This window comes from Nitrospira sp. BLG_1 (genome assembly GCF_047338595.1).
In the GTDB taxonomy this organism is placed as follows: domain Bacteria; phylum Nitrospirota; class Nitrospiria; order Nitrospirales; family Nitrospiraceae; genus Nitrospira_D.
Map to the genome: position 1 here is coordinate 359,324 of NZ_JBLFBO010000001.1, position 16,101 is coordinate 375,424.

The window sequence follows — 16,101 nt, forward strand, 5'->3', positions numbered from 1 at the left end:
CGGGATCCTATTCCGTCGAAGTTCCGTTTGCTGGTTGTTGCTGAGGAGCATCTGGTTTGTTCGGCTCTATCTGCATGGAAGGACCTCCGGTAGTGGGAGTATCAATACGGCTGCTGGTTTCAGCCTGGGAAGTCTGCAAAGAATCTTCGACAGGCAAAGTTCCAGGGGCAATTGGGCTTCTTGTATCCGAAGTAGGGAGAGTGGTGCTCGGTTGACCGGCAGTTCCATGTGTACTCAAATTGGAAGCATTCGTGTTCAAGGTGTGTCCATGAGGGGGCTCTTCAGAAACCTCGGTCTCGGCAGGATACATCACGATCTCCACTCGGCGATTCTTCTTGCGGTCCTCTTCCACCTCATTCGACGCGGTTGGCTTGCTGTCCCCGAGGGCGATGGCTGTGAGTCTGGCTGGGTCAACACCGCCTTTCTCAACAAGATAGCGAAGAACACCGTTTGCACGGACCTTGGATAATTCCCAATTGCTCGGATAACGAGCCTTAAGGGAAGGACCGATTTCGACGTTATCGGTATGACCTTCAATGCGAATCAATCGGGTATCGCCGCTGGTGCGGAGATATTCAATGAACTGATCGAGTACGGGATAATTCTCAGGCTTGATCGCGGCATCTCCTGATTCATAACGCAAGAACTTGGCCAACTCGCCTAGGTTCAGGCGGCTTTGTCCGGAGGCGTCGTGTACTTTCAGCTTGCTGGTAACCACATCGGCAGTTGGTCCAACCGGCGATGAATTGCTCTGGTCCACCGATGCATGTGTGAGTGCGACAACAGGATGAGTGGAGGTCTCAGGAATTCCGACGAATTTGAACCGATCTCCCTTGATCACACGGGTATTTGCCCTCAGAACTTTGGCAACGGCTGTGCTCGCCTCCGTGGAGAGCACTTTAAGCTGCCCGATTTTGCGGGGCGGTAGCCCAACACTATGACGGTGAATATCGAGGAGATCCCCTGTTTTCAGTCCATCCTCTCTTCCACGATCGATGTAGACAACATTGGATTGTGAAACCAATGTCATCGTGCGGTCGGCCTGAAGCTCAATAATCATCCCTTCAAGGTCGGCCACGTTCGTGGCCGTACTGGTATTAGTATCCAGGGCTGGATCTCTAAATCGCGCGACAGGATCTCCGGGGGAAACCGGTCCATAATTTACCACGATTTCCGCCGTTGTGAGGGCGTGGTCGGCAGCCGTCACCCTCACGACTGCTGAACGGTTCACCACAAACCCAAGGTATTCTCGAGTGACCGGGTGAAATACCTTTCGCACCCGTCGGTACACGGTAAAGAGATCTCCGGATGCCACATCCGCAGGGTTATCCAGTTTGAGATAAAGAGAGTCTCCCTTTCCTAAGAGCATTCGATTCCCTGATGATTGATTGTCACCGGTGATTAAATTCACGGTTCCATCGATTGGGGAGGTTTTCTCGATCATTCCACTGGCGAAAGCAAGCCCTCCGTCTAGTATTCGTACAGAATCGAGGTTTGAGACCTGGGCGAAAGCTTGATGAGAGGAGAGACTCATTCCCGAACACAGAACGAGGAAGAGGGAGATCGTGATTTTCATAAATGGAGTCCTTAATTAAGGCAAAGATCGCTTAAAAGACCATAGCAAACAACGCTCTCTTGTCAAGAATTTGAACTGAATGTGTAAGGGGGTTTGACCGACATTTCTTTCAGATGGTAACCTATTGCGCATGCGAGGTCCGTACACTCTCTCAAGTCGTTTAGTGCGTAGCAGCATGGAGTCCGAGAAGGCGGCCGACGGGTATCTCCTCATCCTTGATGAGCTTCCTACGAAGGTCCGAATCGAAACCCAAATTCATCGGCGACGAACCGTTAAGGCGTTTTCTCCCCTGACTCTAGAATGGGAGCAGGCGAGGCCTGCTCATACTGCGCAGCGCACAACTCAGAACGGTTGTAGGTGACTAATTTGTCCCATCATGGTGGTGCGCATAAATTTCTAACCTCTCAATAGTCAATCGATTTTTCACCATCCTCCTCCTCACTTAAGAGTTTGTAGGGCTTTCGGGTGATCGGGACTTAGGTCCTTTGTTCTCTTGCTATCCCAAATAATGGCGAACTAATATTTCACCCTTTGCGCCTGGAATAGTCTTTCAGGTCAATGCTTTGTAAGAGAAAATCGTATGAGCGGATCAGAGGCTCTTCTTGTATATCTGACCAAGTATTTCCCGATTTTTCTCTTTATTTTTACGGGGTTAATCTTGGGAATGCTGACGCTCTTGGTCAGCTACTTTGTACAACCCAGATACCCTGAGCCTGAAAAGTTATCGACTTATGAATGTGGAGCCGAGCCTTTCTCGGACGCCCGTATGCCGTTCCCTGTCAGGTATTACATTTTTGCGATGTTGTTCGTTATCTTCGACATCGAGGTCATTTTTCTCTATCCATGGGCGGTTGTATTTACCAAAATCGGGATAGTCGGATTGATCGAGATGCTGATCTTTATCGGGTTGTTTGTCGTGGCCTACGTGTATGCCTGGCGCAAAGGCGCTCTGGAGTGGGATTGAGGAATCTATGGGACTGATCCAGCTGGGACGTCACGATAAAGATGGGGCTCCGGACGTCATTACCGGATCTCTTGAAAAGGCCGTAAACTGGGCCAGAAAAGGCTCACTATGGCCGATGACCTTTGGGCTTGCCTGCTGTGCCATCGAAATGATGGCCGCTGTCTCCTCACGCTACGATATGGATCGCTTTGGAGCTGGAGTGTTTCGGGGGTCGCCACGGCAATCAGACTTGATGATTGTGGCAGGAACGGTTTGCCGTCGGATGGCACCGGTCATCCGAAAAATCTACGATCAAATGCCGGAGCCGAAGTACGTGATTGCGATGGGCTCTTGTGCAACGTCTGGGAATATCTACGATAGCTATTCTGTCGTACAGGGTGTCGACCGCTTTATCCCGGTTGATATTTATGTGCCTGGTTGTCCCCCAACCCCAGAAGCTCTCTTGGACGGTATCCTCAAGCTGCAGGAGCGCATCATGCAAAAACGGGTGTTTGTAGCTCAGCCTGATCAGGTGAAAGCAAATTTGAAGGTCTGACGCACGGTCATGCATCTTCTCTTACTGCGGATTCAGCATACGTTTTCGGTTGGTGTCACCAACGTCAGTGAATGGCGTGGTGATGTGTCTGTGACGGTTACTCGTGACAAGCTTCGCGAGGTCGCCCAATTCCTCCGCGATGATCCTGGGATGGATTTTGACTATATCGTCCATGTGAGCTCTGTGGATTGGCCTGATGACGAAGAGCGATTTGAGGTGGTCTGGGAGTTCTATTCGATTCGAAAACGTCAGCGGATTAGGCTGAAGACGCGGGTGCCTGAGAGTGACTGCGTGGTGGATTCTTTGACGGATCTCTGGAAGGGGGCGGACTTCATGGAGCGCGAAGTCTACGATATGATGGGGATCCGTTTCCGGAACCATCCTGATCTCCGCCGCATTCTCATGCCGGATGACTATACCGAGGGGTATCCCCTGAGAAAAGATTTTCCGTTGCGTGGCAAAGGCTGGCGAGACACATTCGATTTTTTGGATGAAGTCCCTCGATAGGATGTTCGACCGGTATGGCATTCGAAGATCAGAGAACCACGGTTTATAAGGTCAACCCGGAACACCCGGAGAGTGAGACGCTTCCGACTCTACGGACCGAGGAGCTTCTGCTCAATATGGGACCCCAGCACCCCAGTACGCACGGTGTGCTTAAGGTGATCTTGGAGTTGGAGGGGGAACGGCTGGTCAAGTCGACTCCGGTGATGGGGTATCTCCATCGTGGCGTTGAAAAGCTTGCGGAAGATGGGACCTACCATCAGTTCATTCCCCATACCGACCGACTGGACTATGTCTGTGCGATGTACAACAATTTTGCTTATTGCCGCGCCGTTGAAAAGCTCCTGAACTTACAAGTGCCGGAACGGGCGGAATACTTGCGGACGATTGTTGCTGAGGTTCAGCGTATCATCGGTCACCAATTTTGGCTGAGTGCTCAGGCGCTCGACATTGGTGCTATGACCGTCTTCTTCTATTGTTTTCGAGATCGTGAAATCTTGCTGGACTGGTTTGATGAACTGTGCGGAGCCCGTCTCACGACCAGCTGGTATCGGATCGGCGGGGTCGAGCGAGACTTGACGCCTGCGTTAATCGACAAGCTCAAGCAGTTTCTCGATTACTTCCCACCGAAGATCGATGAATACCAGGTGTTTCTTGAAAGAAATCGTATTTGGCTGGGACGCACCAAGGGAGTCGCCGTCATTTCTGCGGAAGACGCCGTTAATTTTGGATTGAGCGGACCTGTTTTGCGTGGATCCGGCGTGGACTATGACCTGCGCAAGTATGAACCCTATAGCGCGTATCCGAAGTGTGAGTTCAGCGTGCCGGTTGGGAAAAACGGCGATACCTATGACCGGTATTGGATCCGGGTGATGGAGCTGTACGAGAGCGTCAAGATCATCCGGCAATGTCTGGAACAGATGCAGGAAGGGCCCATCATGGCGGATGCTCCGAGTGTCACGTTGCCCCCGAAGGAACGGGTGTTCACGAACTTGGAAGCAATGATCCAGCAATTCAAGCTGTTCTCCCAGGGGTTCGATGCCCCGCCTGGAGAAATCTATTGCGGCACAGAAGCCCACAAAGGGGAGCTGGGTTTCCATATCGTCAGTACGGGTGGGGGTAAGCCGTATCGGTTGAAGATTCGTGCTCCGTCCTTCATCCATATGGGTGCGTTCGATCATATGGCCAGAGGCTACATGATCTCCGACGCCTGCACGATTTTTGGGACTTACGATATTGTGATGGGTGAATGCGACCGATAGCGAGCAGAGAGTGCTGAGTTGTGAGTGCTGAGTTTCAGCTCAACGCTAATAACTAAAGACTCAAAACTGGACGACACATGGGACTAAAGCCAGCGACCAATCCCGACGTTGAAGCCACAAGCATTGAACTGAGCATTGACGGTAAAACCGTCACGGCAAAGGATGGGGTGTCACTCTACGACGTCATCTCCATGACCGGGAAGATCATTCCGGCGATGTGTTATCACTACACATTCGACCCGTTCGGCTCCTGTGGGATGTGCCTCGTAATGCAGGAAGGGAAAAAAGCTCCTGTTCGCTCTTGCACGGCGAAGGCAGCGGCGGGAATGGTGATTCGTACCGAAGGAGAGGATCTTTTCCTCGCTCGCAAGAAGGCTGTTGAGAAACACCTATCCGTGCATCCTCTTGATTGTCCGGTGTGCGACGCTGACGGCCATTGTGAACTTCAAGATATGGCTTTTCAGCACGGGGTGACGAATCTCGCCAATGCCAAACAAAAGTTCATCCCCGAGGATACGCGAAGCCCGGTTCTCGACTTCAATATGAATCGGTGCATCGCGTGTGCGGAATGCATCAACGTCTGCAAGGATGTCTTGATGATCGACGCCTTGCAATTCATGAAGAAGGGGGGATTCAATCAGGTCGTTCCCAAAGGGGATCTTCCCCTCAATTGCGAATTCTGCGGGGATTGCTTGGCGGTCTGTCCTGTCGGTGCGATCACAAACAAGTTTTCCAAGTATCTGTATAAGCCCTGGCAGATGAAAAAAACGACCACCACCTGCAATTACTGCGGGGATGGCTGTCAGATGTATTTGGAAACTAAAGACGAAGAAGTCGTCCGGGTCACATCGCCACTGTCCTGGAAAAATAAGTGGGGTGATCGATCCGATACGGCCAAAGGCCACGGTGGGCTGTGTGTGCGGGGACGGTTTGGTTTTGAGTCGCTGGATAGTCAAAATCGGCTTGTGCACCCATTGGTTCGTGAAAGCGGACGCTTAGTTGAAAAGCCGTGGCTGGAGGCCATGCACGGGCTTGTTGATCGCTTTGTTGCAATCAAAGAGAAGTATGGTCCCGACGCTATTGCCGGCCTCGTGACTGCCCGATGCACCAATGAAGAGTTGTATCTGTTTCAAAAGCTCATGCGCACGGCGTTTGGGACTAACCAGCTTGATAGTAGCGCGCGCTACGGCCATATGAACTTTGTGTTGGCCTCTAAGCATGCCATCGGTGTGGGGAGAGCCTCTAATGATTGGGAGGACCTCACGAAAGCGAAGGCGATTATCGTGATTGGGTCCAACATCACGGAGACGAACCCGCTCACGGCGGTTCGTATTAAGGAAGCGGTGCGTGTCTACAGGGCCCAGGTGGTGACGTTCGATAGTGCCATTACGAATATGAGCAAGCTCGCCTCACATCCGTTCTTGATCAAGCCTGGGACAGAAGGGGCGGTGATCGATGGGCTGGTGAAAGCGGCGATCGACTTAGATGTGGTGGATGAAGCGGCTGTGGGAAAGCATCCACAAGCCTTTGAGGCGCTTAAAAAGGCGGTGGCAAGTCTGTCGATGGAACAATTGACGGCTCAGACTGGACTGTCCAGTGAGGCCTTCAGCGAAATTGCCAGACTGTTTGCCGAAGCACCGCGATCGATCGTTCTGTGTGCGGAAGGAATTGTCCGGCGACCCAACGGCTATCAGAACGTGCTCAAGTTGATGGATCTCGCCTGGATTACCGGAAAGCTCGGACAGCCGGGGTGTGGGGTCACTACGGTGACGGAAGAGCCCAATGAGCAAGGGGCTGTCGATATGGGTACGGCTTCTGAGTTCCTCCCTGGCCAGGGTCGGTATGGTGATCCAGAGGTGCGAGATCGGTTTGCCAAGGCTTGGGACGCGGTGCTTCCGTCTTCGAGCTCTGGTGCTCACCTGGTTGAAATCTTGAAGCGATGTCGGAGTGGACAGATCAAGGCCTTGTATATCCTGGGAGAAAATCCCCTAGCCACCCTTCCGGCCTCCATGGAAGTGCGGGCCGGACTAGAACGGCTTGAATTATTGGTTGTCCAAGATCCATTCTTGACGGACACGGCGAAGCTTGCACATTTTGTGTTGCCGGCCTGTACCTATGCAGAAAAGGACGGCACCTTTACAAATTTTGAAGGGCGGGTCCTTCGTGTTCGCCAAGCCATGGATCCGCGTGGAGAGAGCTTGCCCGATTGGCACATTATGACCGCTCTGGCGAATGCTATGGGATGCCAATGGGATTATCAGTCTGCAAATGATATCCAAAGCGAGATCATGAAGCTGCTCCCCGGGTATTACAATCTTGGTCAACCCCGCAAAACAGCGCCGACACTCGACACATACTTGTCCAAGGGATATACGACCAAGGTCGGCGAGCGGTATCAGGTGACTCCGGAAATCCATGCATCGACTCGCCCGTTTGCCCTATTGATGGGACAACTCCTGATGCATTCCGGGAAGCTCTCTGTTCAAGCGCCCGGTCTGATCACGATCGCTCCGAACACCGCAAAGTTGAGAATGAATGCGCGGGATCTGGAACATCTCGGTCTGCAAGAGGGTGCGAAGGTGCGCCTGACGTCGGACCGTGGTTCTCTCCAGATTGCCGTGCAGACGGATCAGTCGGTTGCCCCTGGCACCTGCTTTTTCCCCGAGCATTTTAACGAGCCCCCGGTAAAGGATTTGATGACGGTGACTGTTGACCCCACGACAGGCGTCCCGTCATTCAAGCAGATGTGGGTCAATGTTGAACCGGTCTGATTGTGACGAAAATGTCCGCCTGCTCATGACCAGGAGCTCATGATGAGCATTACTGCCTTGACGAAAAAGATCCTTCATGCGGCCCTGTTCTATGAAATCTGGGACGCGATGAAAGTGACGTTTCGGCACATGCTCCATCGACCGATGACCTTTCAGTATCCACGGGAGCACCGCACGATTCCTGACGCGCATCGAGGGGCCCTTGGGTTGTTGCGGTACGATGATGGACGAGAGCGGTGTGTCGGCTGCGATTTGTGTGAAGTCGCCTGCCCGTCGCATTGTATCAAGGTGATCAGTGCCGAAGATGTCACACGACCGCTTCAACGGTATGCCAGTGAATTCTACATTGACATTACCAAATGTGTGTTCTGTGGCTACTGTGTCGAAGCCTGTCCCGTGAATGCGTTGGCCATGACCAAGATGTATGAGTACTCAACTCATGACAAGCGGAGCCTCCTGTTCGATAAAAAGCGCCTGTACGAGATTGGCGAGCGGCATCTCGATGATGGGAAGAAATACTTGTATGCGCACAATCAAGAAAAGAACCTTGAAGAGAGCCGCGAGTATCGATACTACTTCCCGCAGTCAGTTGCGAAAGCGACACAGACACCTCCGAAGCATCTGAGTTGAACGGATAATATGATCTTGGCATTTTTCTCGTACTTTGCATTGGTGAGCATTGCCGCTGGGGTGCTTACGGTCACCCTGCGCAACCCGGTTCACTGTGCATTATCCCTGCTTGCCCTACTCATGCACGTCTCCGGTCTGTTCATCCTGTTGAATGCCGAGTTTCTATGGGCTGTCCAGGTCATTGTCTATGTCGGGGCTATCTTGGTTCTCTACCTCTTTGTACTGATGCTGATGAATCTCAAAACTGACGAGCGGTATTTTCACGCGTCGGCGCCGTACTTCGCCGGGCTGTCGTCGTTAGGGGCTCTCTATATACTCTTTCTCCTCCTCCGATCGCCGTTTGACGGGGCGAAAGGAAACGCGCCTACTGGAGCGGTATTGCAAGAGGGAGATACCTACGCGGTCGGCATCAAGATGTTCAGTGACCATCTTTTGCAGTTTGAAATCGTGGGGATCTTTCTCCTTGGGGCGATCATAGGTGCCATCGTGTTGGCGAAGACACCGAAGGCCTTGGAGGCCGAACAGGACCATCGATGATACCGCTGTCAGCCTATGTCGCTGTGAGTGCTGTTCTGTTTATGACGGGATTGCTGGGCGTACTGATTCGTCGGAACTTTATCATTGTGCTTATGTCCGTCGAAGTGATGTTGAATGCGGCGAATATCAATCTGGTCGCATTCTCGCACTACCTAGAATCGATGGCTGGACAACTTGTGGCCTTGTTTATCATCGCGATTGCCGCCGGGGAAGCGGCGATTGGACTGGCCATCATCATTGTGGTTTTTCGAAGCAAAATTTCTACGAATGTGGATGAGATGAACCTTTTGAAGTGGTAGCAGGATGTTGAGAGTGGCATCGTGTTCTGTCTTCGGTGCTCCATGCCCTCATAACTACCTCCAGCGGATGCAGTAGGACCCGGCTTCATCGGCCTTCTCGCTTAGCTGAGCATCCTGAGAAAAACGTAGGACTCTGTGTCTGACACAATCGATCTGCTGATCAAATTGATTCCCCTGTTTCCGCTGATGGCGGTCATTGCCAACGGCGTCTTTGGTCATCGATATTCACATGAGCTGGCGCATCGTTTGGCCTGGGGGTCTGTCGGTTTGTCCTTTTTGTGTACGCTCGTGGTGTTTGCAGATGTCTTGCGGACCGGCGCATCGCATGAAGTCGTCGTGTATCGATGGATTTTCGGCGGAGCGTTGACGATCAACTTCGCGTACCTGGTTGATTCGCTGACCTGTGCTTGGTTGTTGGTCGTGACGGGCGTAGGTTTTCTGATTCATGTCTATTCCGTTGGGTATATGCATGGTGAGGAGGGGTTCACCCGCTTCTTCACCTACATGAATCTTTTCATGGTCTCCATGCTGCTACTCGTCATGGGGAACAATTATCTAGTGTTGTTTATCGGCTGGGAGGGTGTAGGGCTCTGTTCCTACCTCCTCATCGGGTATTACTACGATAAGGTTTCTGCCGCTAAGGCCGCATCCAAAGCCTTCGTGGTCAATCGAATCGGTGATGCCGGCTTTCTCCTCGCCATCTTTCTCGTATTTGTCAACTTCAAGACGCTGGATTACACAAGAGTCTTTGCTCATGTTGGACAGTTGTCTCCGGAGATGGCCACGGCCATTGCGCTGTGCCTGCTCGTCGGTGCGGTCGGCAAATCTGCTCAATTGCCGCTCCATACCTGGTTGCCTGATGCCATGGAGGGACCGACACCGGTCAGCGCGCTCATTCATGCCGCGACGATGGTCACCGCAGGCGTCTACATGATCGTACGAAATCATGTCATTTTTGATCTCTCTCCGTTCGCTATGGCGGTCGTGGCAGTCGTGGGTGGAGGGACTGCCCTGTTCGCGGCAACGATCGGACTGGTGCAGACCGACATCAAACGTGTCTTGGCCTATTCAACAGTGAGCCAGCTTGGGTACATGTTTCTGGGCTGCGGGATCGGTGCCTACACGGCTTCGGTGTTTCATGTCATGACACACGCCTTCTTCAAAGCCCTCTTGTTTTTGTCCGCCGGGTCGGTCATCCATGCCCTGTCAGGGGAGCAGGATATTCAAAAAATGGGTGGATTGAGTAAGCGCATCCCGTGGACCTATCGTCTCTTTCTGATCGGCACCATTGCCATTGCAGGCCTTCCTCCGCTGGCTGGGTTCTGGAGTAAAGACGAAATCATGGCCCACGCATTCAACACGCATCACTATCTGCTCTATAGCCTGGCGGCAGCCGGTGCACTGATGACGTCTTTCTATATGTTTCGGCTGACGTATTTGACGTTCTATGGATCCTCCAGGATGGATCATCATACCGAGGAACACGTGCATGAATCTCCGATGGTGATGATCGCACCCTTGATGGTTCTTGCGTTTCTCTCAGGGGTCGGCGGGTTGGTATTGGGATTCCCTCCTGAACAGGGGTGGTTGCACGGGTTTTTAGCTCCGGTTGTTGGAACTGGGGTGGAACATGAAGCCACAGGGGGTATGACCATTCTCCTGATGGGCGTGGCCATTGCCATTGCCTTGATGGGATGGGGAATTGCGCACTTCCTCTATGCAGTGAGCCCCGTGACGGCAGACGGATGGGTTGAGAAGTTTTCCGGTTTGTATCGATTGCTTTTGAATAAATACTATATCGATGAAGTGTACGACTTCCTCGTCGTCGAGCCTCTCAAGCGCCTCGGTATGATCCTAGACTGGTTTGATCGGACGATCATCGATGGTGTGGTGCGAGGAGTGGGTCATCTCGCAGATTGGGGTGCGTCTGGATCGACTTGGGTCGAAAAGTACATCGTCTACGCGGGACTGAATGTCATCGGATATGGGAATCACCTCGCTGCTCGAGAGGGGCGAAAAATGCAAAGCGGCATGGTGCATCATTATGCTGCGATTATTGTTGCAGGGCTCTTTCTTTTGGCCCTGGTTGTTCAACTTGTGGTTCAGATGTAGGTCATAGTCGAAACTGACGGTCATCATGCTCGAAGAGCTTACTGCTGTTTTCCCAATTCTATCTTGTATCCTTTTTCTGCCCGTGGTCGGCGCCATCGTGCTCTGGTTTGTGGACGATGAAGACACGGTCCGAAGCTCTACCCTCACGATTGCGCTGGTGGAGCTTGCTCTGTCGGTTTTTGTCCTCCTCCGATTTATCCCCGAGTCGGCCGCCATGCAATTCGCCGAGCGGGTACAATGGATCCCCGCATTGGGGATCAGTTATCACCTGGCGGTCGATGGGATCAGTGTATTATTCGTTGGCCTGACGGCATTTCTGACCGTCCTGGTCGTGGTCTATTCGTGGGACACGATCCGACATCAAGTCAAACTCTACATGATGTGCCTCCTGGCGCTTGAAACGACGACCATGGGGGTATTTTTGTCGTTGGACTTGATCCTGTTCTTTGTGTTCTGGGAGCTAATGCTGATTCCCAGCTATTTTATGATCAAGCTGTGGGGTGGGGGAGCCGAACGCCATTACGCCGCACTGAAGTTCGTCATTTATACGCTCTTAGGCAGTGTGTTTATGCTCGTGGGAATCGCGCTGCTGGACATCAATTACCACCAATGGGCGTCTCTCCATCACAGTGATCATGCGTACTCGTTCGATCTGCTTGAGTTACTCACGGTCCCGATTCCCATCAGTCAACAGATCCTTATCTTTTGGTTGATGTTTCTCGGATTTGCGTTCAAGGCGCCGGTATTTCCATTCCACACCTGGCTGCCTGATGCGCTCTTAGAGGGCCCCATCGGGATGGCGGTTGTCTTGGCGGGTCTCAAGCTCGGGACCTTTGGCTTCATCCGTTTCAGCATTCCGCTGCTGCCGGATGCATCGAAGAGTGACACTGTTGTGATGGTTGTCGTCGTATTAGGGCTCTGCGCGATTCTCTATGGCGCGTGGATGGCGTTGGTTCAGGCTGATTTCAGACGCCTACTTGCCTACAGCAGCGTCAGCCATCTCGGTTTCGTCGTGGTGGGGTTATTTGCTTTGAATTATCAAGGCTTGCAAGGCAGTTTGCTGACGATGATCAATCTAGGGTTCAGCACTGCCGGCCTCTTCTTCATTGCAGGATTTCTGTATTCCCGTCAACAGACGACCCAATTGGCGGCGTTCGGAGGAATGGCAAGACAAGTGCCGCTGCTTGCGACCTTCTTTTTGATTATCGGGCTGGCGTCGATTGGACTGCCCGGCACCAACGGGTTCGTCGGCGAGTTTCTCATTCTGTTAGGTGCGTTTGAGGCCAAATGGTGGGTTGGATCGATCGCCGTACTCGGGGTGATTTTTGGTGCGGCCTATTTTCTCTGGTATTACGAACGATCGATGCTCGGTCCACTCGGTAGTGCTGTGAAGAGCACGATGAGTGATTTGCAACTGCGAGAGATGGTTATTGCGGTGTCTCTGTCTATCATGATTCTGTGGATTGGACTCTATCCCTCCCCCTTCTTGAGGATCATGAACGGATCAGTTCAAGCCCTGGTCGATCGCCTGCACCAGGAGAAGACCGCCGCACTCGATAATAGTGTGACAGAAGGAAGGTAGTAGGTTCCGTAATGGGAGAATACGCACTCCTCTATATTCTCTTTGCTCCGTTCGTGGGGGCGCTCGCGTTAATTTTTGTGTCCAATCGGCAACCGACGCTGGTGCGGGGGATTGCTGCGAGTGCAGCGTTTGTCTCGCTGGTCGCCTCGCTCTACATTTTCTATGGGTACGATCCGGTCCAAGGCGGCTTTCAGTTCGTCCAAAAGTTTGCCTGGTCGAAGGAATTGGGTATTGCGTTGTACCTGGGGGTGGACGGGATCGGGACCCCGTTGGTGTTGGCTTCGTCCATCCTCCTGTTCGCCGGGATCTTCGTGTCCTGGCACATCAAGGATCGGGCGAAGGAGTTCTATATCTGGCTGCTGATCTTGGCGGCCGCCACCATCGGCGTGTTCATGTCACTCGACCTCTTTTTCCTCTATTTTTTCTACGAAATGTCCGTCATTCCGATGTATTTGCTCTTGGGTATGTGGGGAAGTCATACCAAGAAATATTTGGAAATGACCGACCCTGAGGGGTTGAAGCAGAGAGACTCGGTCGGCTTTATTTTTAATTTCGGGTCGAACAGCAAAGAGTACGCCGCGATGAAGCTGGTCCTGTTCCTCTCCGCCTTTGCCGTGGCCGCGCTCATGGGGATCTTGCTGATTTATAAGTTTTCCGGACTGAACACCTTCGATATCTTGGTGCTTCGAGAGCAAGCCAACCTCATGAATATCCCGGTGCTCGGGACGACGCTCGACAAGATTATCTGGATCCTGGTGTTTTTTGGATTTGCATCGATTGCCCCTATCTGGCCGTTGCACTCGTGGTCACCGGTCGGCCATGCGGCGGCCCCTGCCGCAACGAGCATGCTGCATGCCGGTGTGCTGATGAAGCTCGGACACTTTTCGATTATTCGGGTGGCCTTTGAAATTCTTCCTGAGACCACCAGGGAGCTGATGCCGATCGCCGCGGTGTTGTGCATGTTCAGCATTATCTACGGCGGTTTCGTGGCGTTTTATGCAAAAGATACGAAGTATGTGATCGGATATTCGAGCTCAAGCCACATGGGGTATGTGTTCCTCGGGATGGCGGCCTTGAATTACATTAGCCTGAGCGGAGCCGTCATCTATATGTTTGCGCATGCGATGGCCACCGGGATGCTGTTCGCAATGGCCGGATGGGTCTATGACCAAACGCATACTCGTGACATTCCGTCGCTCGGAGGGCTCTCCAATAAGATGCCGTTCATTTCCGGCTGCTTTATTGTGGGGTGTATGGCGTCGATCGGCATGCCCGGTACCGTCAATTTCGTGGCGGAAATCATGATCGTCGTCGGAAGTTGGAACAAGTACCCCCTTCAAGTGATCGTGGCCATGCTGGGTATTGTGTTGACCCTTGCCTACCTCTTTAAAATGATGCGAGGGTTGTTCTATGGGCCGATGAATCAAAAATACAGCCATGCGCATGACGCGGTCGGGACGGTGGATCGATTGCCGCTCCTGATGATGATCACCATCAGCATCGGATTTGGTATTTTCCCCATGCACCTGTACGAGGTTGTCCGGTCTGGTGTGGACCCTCTGATTGCACGGATTACACACGTGGTCCCTGTCGCTGAAAGCGATGAAGGGTCAAGAAACGTGAAGGCTGCGGCCGAAATCGCGCAACCGCCTGCTATTCCAATGGTCTCACACAAGCCTATTGCGCAAGTGTCGGAAGCTTCTCGAGGAGGGCAAGAATGAATTTTGTGCTGAACCTGTCCTTCTCTGATTTGCTTCTCTTATTGCCGGAAATCTTCCTGACTTGCTGGCTTTGTGTGGTCATCACGGTGGACTTTGTGTCACCTCGACTACCCAAAGAACGGCTGGCCTATCTGAGCGTCGGTGGGCTGCTGGCGACTCTTGGTTGTTTGGCGTGGTTTGACGTGAATCAGGTGTCCGGGACGCTGTTCGGCAACATGTTTGTGCTCGACCGGATGGCGATCTTTTTCAAGATATTCATCCTCGGCTCCACGATCCTCGTCATTCTAGCGTCGATTGAGTATGTCGACCGGTTTACGCTGTTCCGTGGGGAATATTATGCGCTGGTCGTGATGTCGGCGCTTGGTATGATGTTCATGGCCTCAGCCAACGATCTGCTGTCGGTCTTCGTCAGTTTGGAGTTCTCCACGCTCGGATTTTATATCTTGGTGTCGTACCTACGGGATGATCTGGCTTCGAATGAGGCCGGTCTAAAGTTTTTTATCCTCGGTGTGTTTGCAGCCGGCCTCTTTGCCTATGGTATCAGTTTGGTGTACGGGGAAACCGGGAAACTTGTGTTTTCAGACATGGCTTCTGCTCCGGCCACACCCGGGTTGATCATCGGATTTCTGCTGATCTTTGCGGCACTGGGCTTTAAGATCGGCGCTGTCCCCTTCCATTCTTGGATTCCGGATACCTACCACGGTGCTCCGACGCCGGTCACGGCGTTCTTGTCCATTGCTCCGAAGGGTGCGGCTCTGGCCATCTTGCTCAGGATTTTCATCGTGGCCTTAGGAACGTTCAAGCCGACCTGGATCTACCTGCTCGTTGCCGTGTCCATTGTGTCCATGACCTATGGCAATATCGTGGCCATTGCACAACGAAATATCAAACGGCTCCTGGCCTATTCCGGCATTGCACAGATCGGCAATGTCCTCATCGGTCTTGCCGCCGGAACAAAAATGGGAAATGACGCGATTCTCTTCTATCTCCTGGCGTACCTCTTCGCAAATATCGGGGCGTTTGCCGTGGTCATTGCCGTGAGTCAGGCCATTGGAAGGGATGAGATCGAAGACTACCGAGGCTTAGGGCGCCGTTCGCCATTCCTTGCTTTTTCAATGTTATTGTTTCTCCTCTCCCTTGCCGGGGTCCCCCCGCTTGCCGGGTTTATCGGGAAACTCTACATCTTTATTGCGGCCATCAAAGAAGGGCTCTATACGTTGATCACCGTCGGGCTGATCAATATCGTCATTTCGATGTACTATTACCTCATCGTGGTGAAGCAAATGTACATCAATGAGCCCATTGATCCGTCTCCCATTTCGATTAGAGGACCTATGAAGGCGGTGATTTATGTCGGTCTCGCCGGGACTCTGGTGATTGGAATCTATCCTCAACCGTTTACGGATTGGGTGGTTGCGGCAACACTGATGTTCGCGAATTTTGTGACTCCTGCTGCCACAATCACACCCCCGAACCTTTTGATCGGCAGTTAGGTTTCTGCTTTTCCATCTACACAGTTCTGCTACAATTCAGCTTGAGAAACGAATCGTCTCGTCTCTCCGCAGGTGACTCTCGCGTGATCAGTGTGTCTGGTGCGGGTTGTCCAGC

13 protein-coding genes are annotated in these 16,101 nt (G+C 52.5%); 12 read left to right on the top strand and 1 reads right to left on the bottom strand.

Features of this window, described 5'->3' with window-relative positions; genetic code table 11:
* Positions 1-7 precede the first annotated feature (7 nt).
* Entirely contained in the window at positions 8-1,576 is a 1,569-nt protein-coding gene (locus tag ACMTNU_RS01740; protein ID WP_413933472.1) for an OmpA family protein, read from the bottom strand.
* 580 nt (positions 1,577-2,156) lie between these two features.
* Between ACMTNU_RS01740 and ACMTNU_RS01745 the strand changes: the two genes are divergently transcribed.
* The 12 genes from ACMTNU_RS01745 to ACMTNU_RS01800 all read left to right on the top strand — a co-directional run bounded on the left by ACMTNU_RS01745 (position 2,157) and on the right by ACMTNU_RS01800 (position 15,986).
* Positions 2,157-2,540: an NADH-quinone oxidoreductase subunit A gene (locus ACMTNU_RS01745; protein ID WP_413933473.1), complete on the top strand. Its 384-nt coding sequence runs from the start codon at positions 2,157-2,159 to the stop codon at positions 2,538-2,540.
* Positions 2,541-2,547: 7 nt separating this feature from the next.
* Positions 2,548-3,075 (top strand): NADH-quinone oxidoreductase subunit B, encoded by a 528-nt coding sequence (locus tag ACMTNU_RS01750; RefSeq protein ID WP_413933474.1) that lies wholly within the window; start codon positions 2,548-2,550, stop codon positions 3,073-3,075.
* Between the two features lie 9 nt (positions 3,076-3,084).
* Positions 3,085-3,582, top strand: coding sequence for an NADH-quinone oxidoreductase subunit C (locus tag ACMTNU_RS01755; RefSeq protein WP_413933475.1), 498 nt, complete (start codon positions 3,085-3,087; stop codon positions 3,580-3,582).
* A 116-nt stretch (positions 3,583-3,698) separates the two neighbouring features.
* A complete protein-coding gene (nuoD, locus tag ACMTNU_RS01760; RefSeq protein ID WP_413933551.1) occupies positions 3,699-4,841 on the top strand; it encodes an NADH dehydrogenase (quinone) subunit D in 1,143 nt (380 codons plus the stop codon).
* Positions 4,842-4,918: 77 nt separating this feature from the next.
* A complete protein-coding gene (locus ACMTNU_RS01765) occupies positions 4,919-7,612 on the top strand; it encodes a molybdopterin-dependent oxidoreductase (RefSeq protein WP_413933476.1) in 2,694 nt (897 codons plus the stop codon).
* Between the two features lie 39 nt (positions 7,613-7,651).
* Entirely contained in the window at positions 7,652-8,242 is a 591-nt protein-coding gene (locus ACMTNU_RS01770) for a NuoI/complex I 23 kDa subunit family protein (protein WP_413933477.1), read from the top strand.
* Between the two features lie 9 nt (positions 8,243-8,251).
* A complete protein-coding gene (locus ACMTNU_RS01775; protein ID WP_413933478.1) occupies positions 8,252-8,779 on the top strand; it encodes an NADH-quinone oxidoreductase subunit J in 528 nt (175 codons plus the stop codon).
* Entirely contained in the window at positions 8,776-9,078 is a 303-nt protein-coding gene (gene nuoK, locus ACMTNU_RS01780; RefSeq protein ID WP_090744441.1) for an NADH-quinone oxidoreductase subunit NuoK, read from the top strand. The genes ACMTNU_RS01775 and nuoK overlap by 4 nt, the downstream gene beginning before the upstream one ends.
* A gap of 135 nt (positions 9,079-9,213) precedes the next feature.
* Positions 9,214-11,190 carry an NADH-quinone oxidoreductase subunit L gene (gene nuoL, locus ACMTNU_RS01785; RefSeq protein ID WP_413933479.1) on the top strand — a complete coding sequence of 659 codons (1,977 nt, stop codon included), beginning with the start codon at positions 9,214-9,216 and terminating at the stop codon, positions 11,188-11,190.
* Positions 11,191-11,215: 25 nt separating this feature from the next.
* A complete protein-coding gene (locus tag ACMTNU_RS01790; RefSeq protein ID WP_413933480.1) occupies positions 11,216-12,772 on the top strand; it encodes a complex I subunit 4 family protein in 1,557 nt (518 codons plus the stop codon).
* Positions 12,773-12,783: 11 nt separating this feature from the next.
* The gene (locus ACMTNU_RS01795) at positions 12,784-14,493 is read left to right on the top strand and encodes a complex I subunit 4 family protein (RefSeq protein WP_413933481.1); all 1,710 of its coding nucleotides are present in this window, start codon (positions 12,784-12,786) and stop codon (positions 14,491-14,493) included.
* Positions 14,490-15,986 (top strand): NADH-quinone oxidoreductase subunit N, encoded by a 1,497-nt coding sequence (locus ACMTNU_RS01800; RefSeq protein WP_413933482.1) that lies wholly within the window; start codon positions 14,490-14,492, stop codon positions 15,984-15,986. The genes ACMTNU_RS01795 and ACMTNU_RS01800 overlap by 4 nt, the downstream gene beginning before the upstream one ends.
* The last annotated feature ends 115 nt before the right edge of the window (positions 15,987-16,101 follow it).

Excerpts from the sequence above, each read along its gene's own strand:
- ACMTNU_RS01740 (WP_413933472.1), bottom strand. The coding sequence starts at position 1,576 with ATGAAAATCACGATCTCCCTCTTCCTCGTTCTGTGTTCGGGAATGAGT.
- ACMTNU_RS01745 (WP_413933473.1), top strand. The coding sequence starts at position 2,157 with ATGAGCGGATCAGAGGCTCTTCTTGTATATCTGACCAAGTATTTCCCG.
- ACMTNU_RS01750 (WP_413933474.1), top strand. The coding sequence starts at position 2,548 with ATGGGACTGATCCAGCTGGGACGTCACGATAAAGATGGGGCTCCGGAC.
- ACMTNU_RS01755 (WP_413933475.1), top strand. The coding sequence starts at position 3,085 with ATGCATCTTCTCTTACTGCGGATTCAGCATACGTTTTCGGTTGGTGTC.
- nuoD (WP_413933551.1), top strand. The coding sequence starts at position 3,699 with ATGGGACCCCAGCACCCCAGTACGCACGGTGTGCTTAAGGTGATCTTG.
- ACMTNU_RS01765 (WP_413933476.1), top strand. The coding sequence starts at position 4,919 with ATGGGACTAAAGCCAGCGACCAATCCCGACGTTGAAGCCACAAGCATT.
- ACMTNU_RS01770 (WP_413933477.1), top strand. The coding sequence starts at position 7,652 with ATGATGAGCATTACTGCCTTGACGAAAAAGATCCTTCATGCGGCCCTG.
- ACMTNU_RS01775 (WP_413933478.1), top strand. The coding sequence starts at position 8,252 with ATGATCTTGGCATTTTTCTCGTACTTTGCATTGGTGAGCATTGCCGCT.
- nuoK (WP_090744441.1), top strand. The coding sequence starts at position 8,776 with ATGATACCGCTGTCAGCCTATGTCGCTGTGAGTGCTGTTCTGTTTATG.
- ACMTNU_RS01790 (WP_413933480.1), top strand. The coding sequence starts at position 11,216 with ATGCTCGAAGAGCTTACTGCTGTTTTCCCAATTCTATCTTGTATCCTT.
- ACMTNU_RS01795 (WP_413933481.1), top strand. The coding sequence starts at position 12,784 with ATGGGAGAATACGCACTCCTCTATATTCTCTTTGCTCCGTTCGTGGGG.
- ACMTNU_RS01800 (WP_413933482.1), top strand. The coding sequence starts at position 14,490 with ATGAATTTTGTGCTGAACCTGTCCTTCTCTGATTTGCTTCTCTTATTG.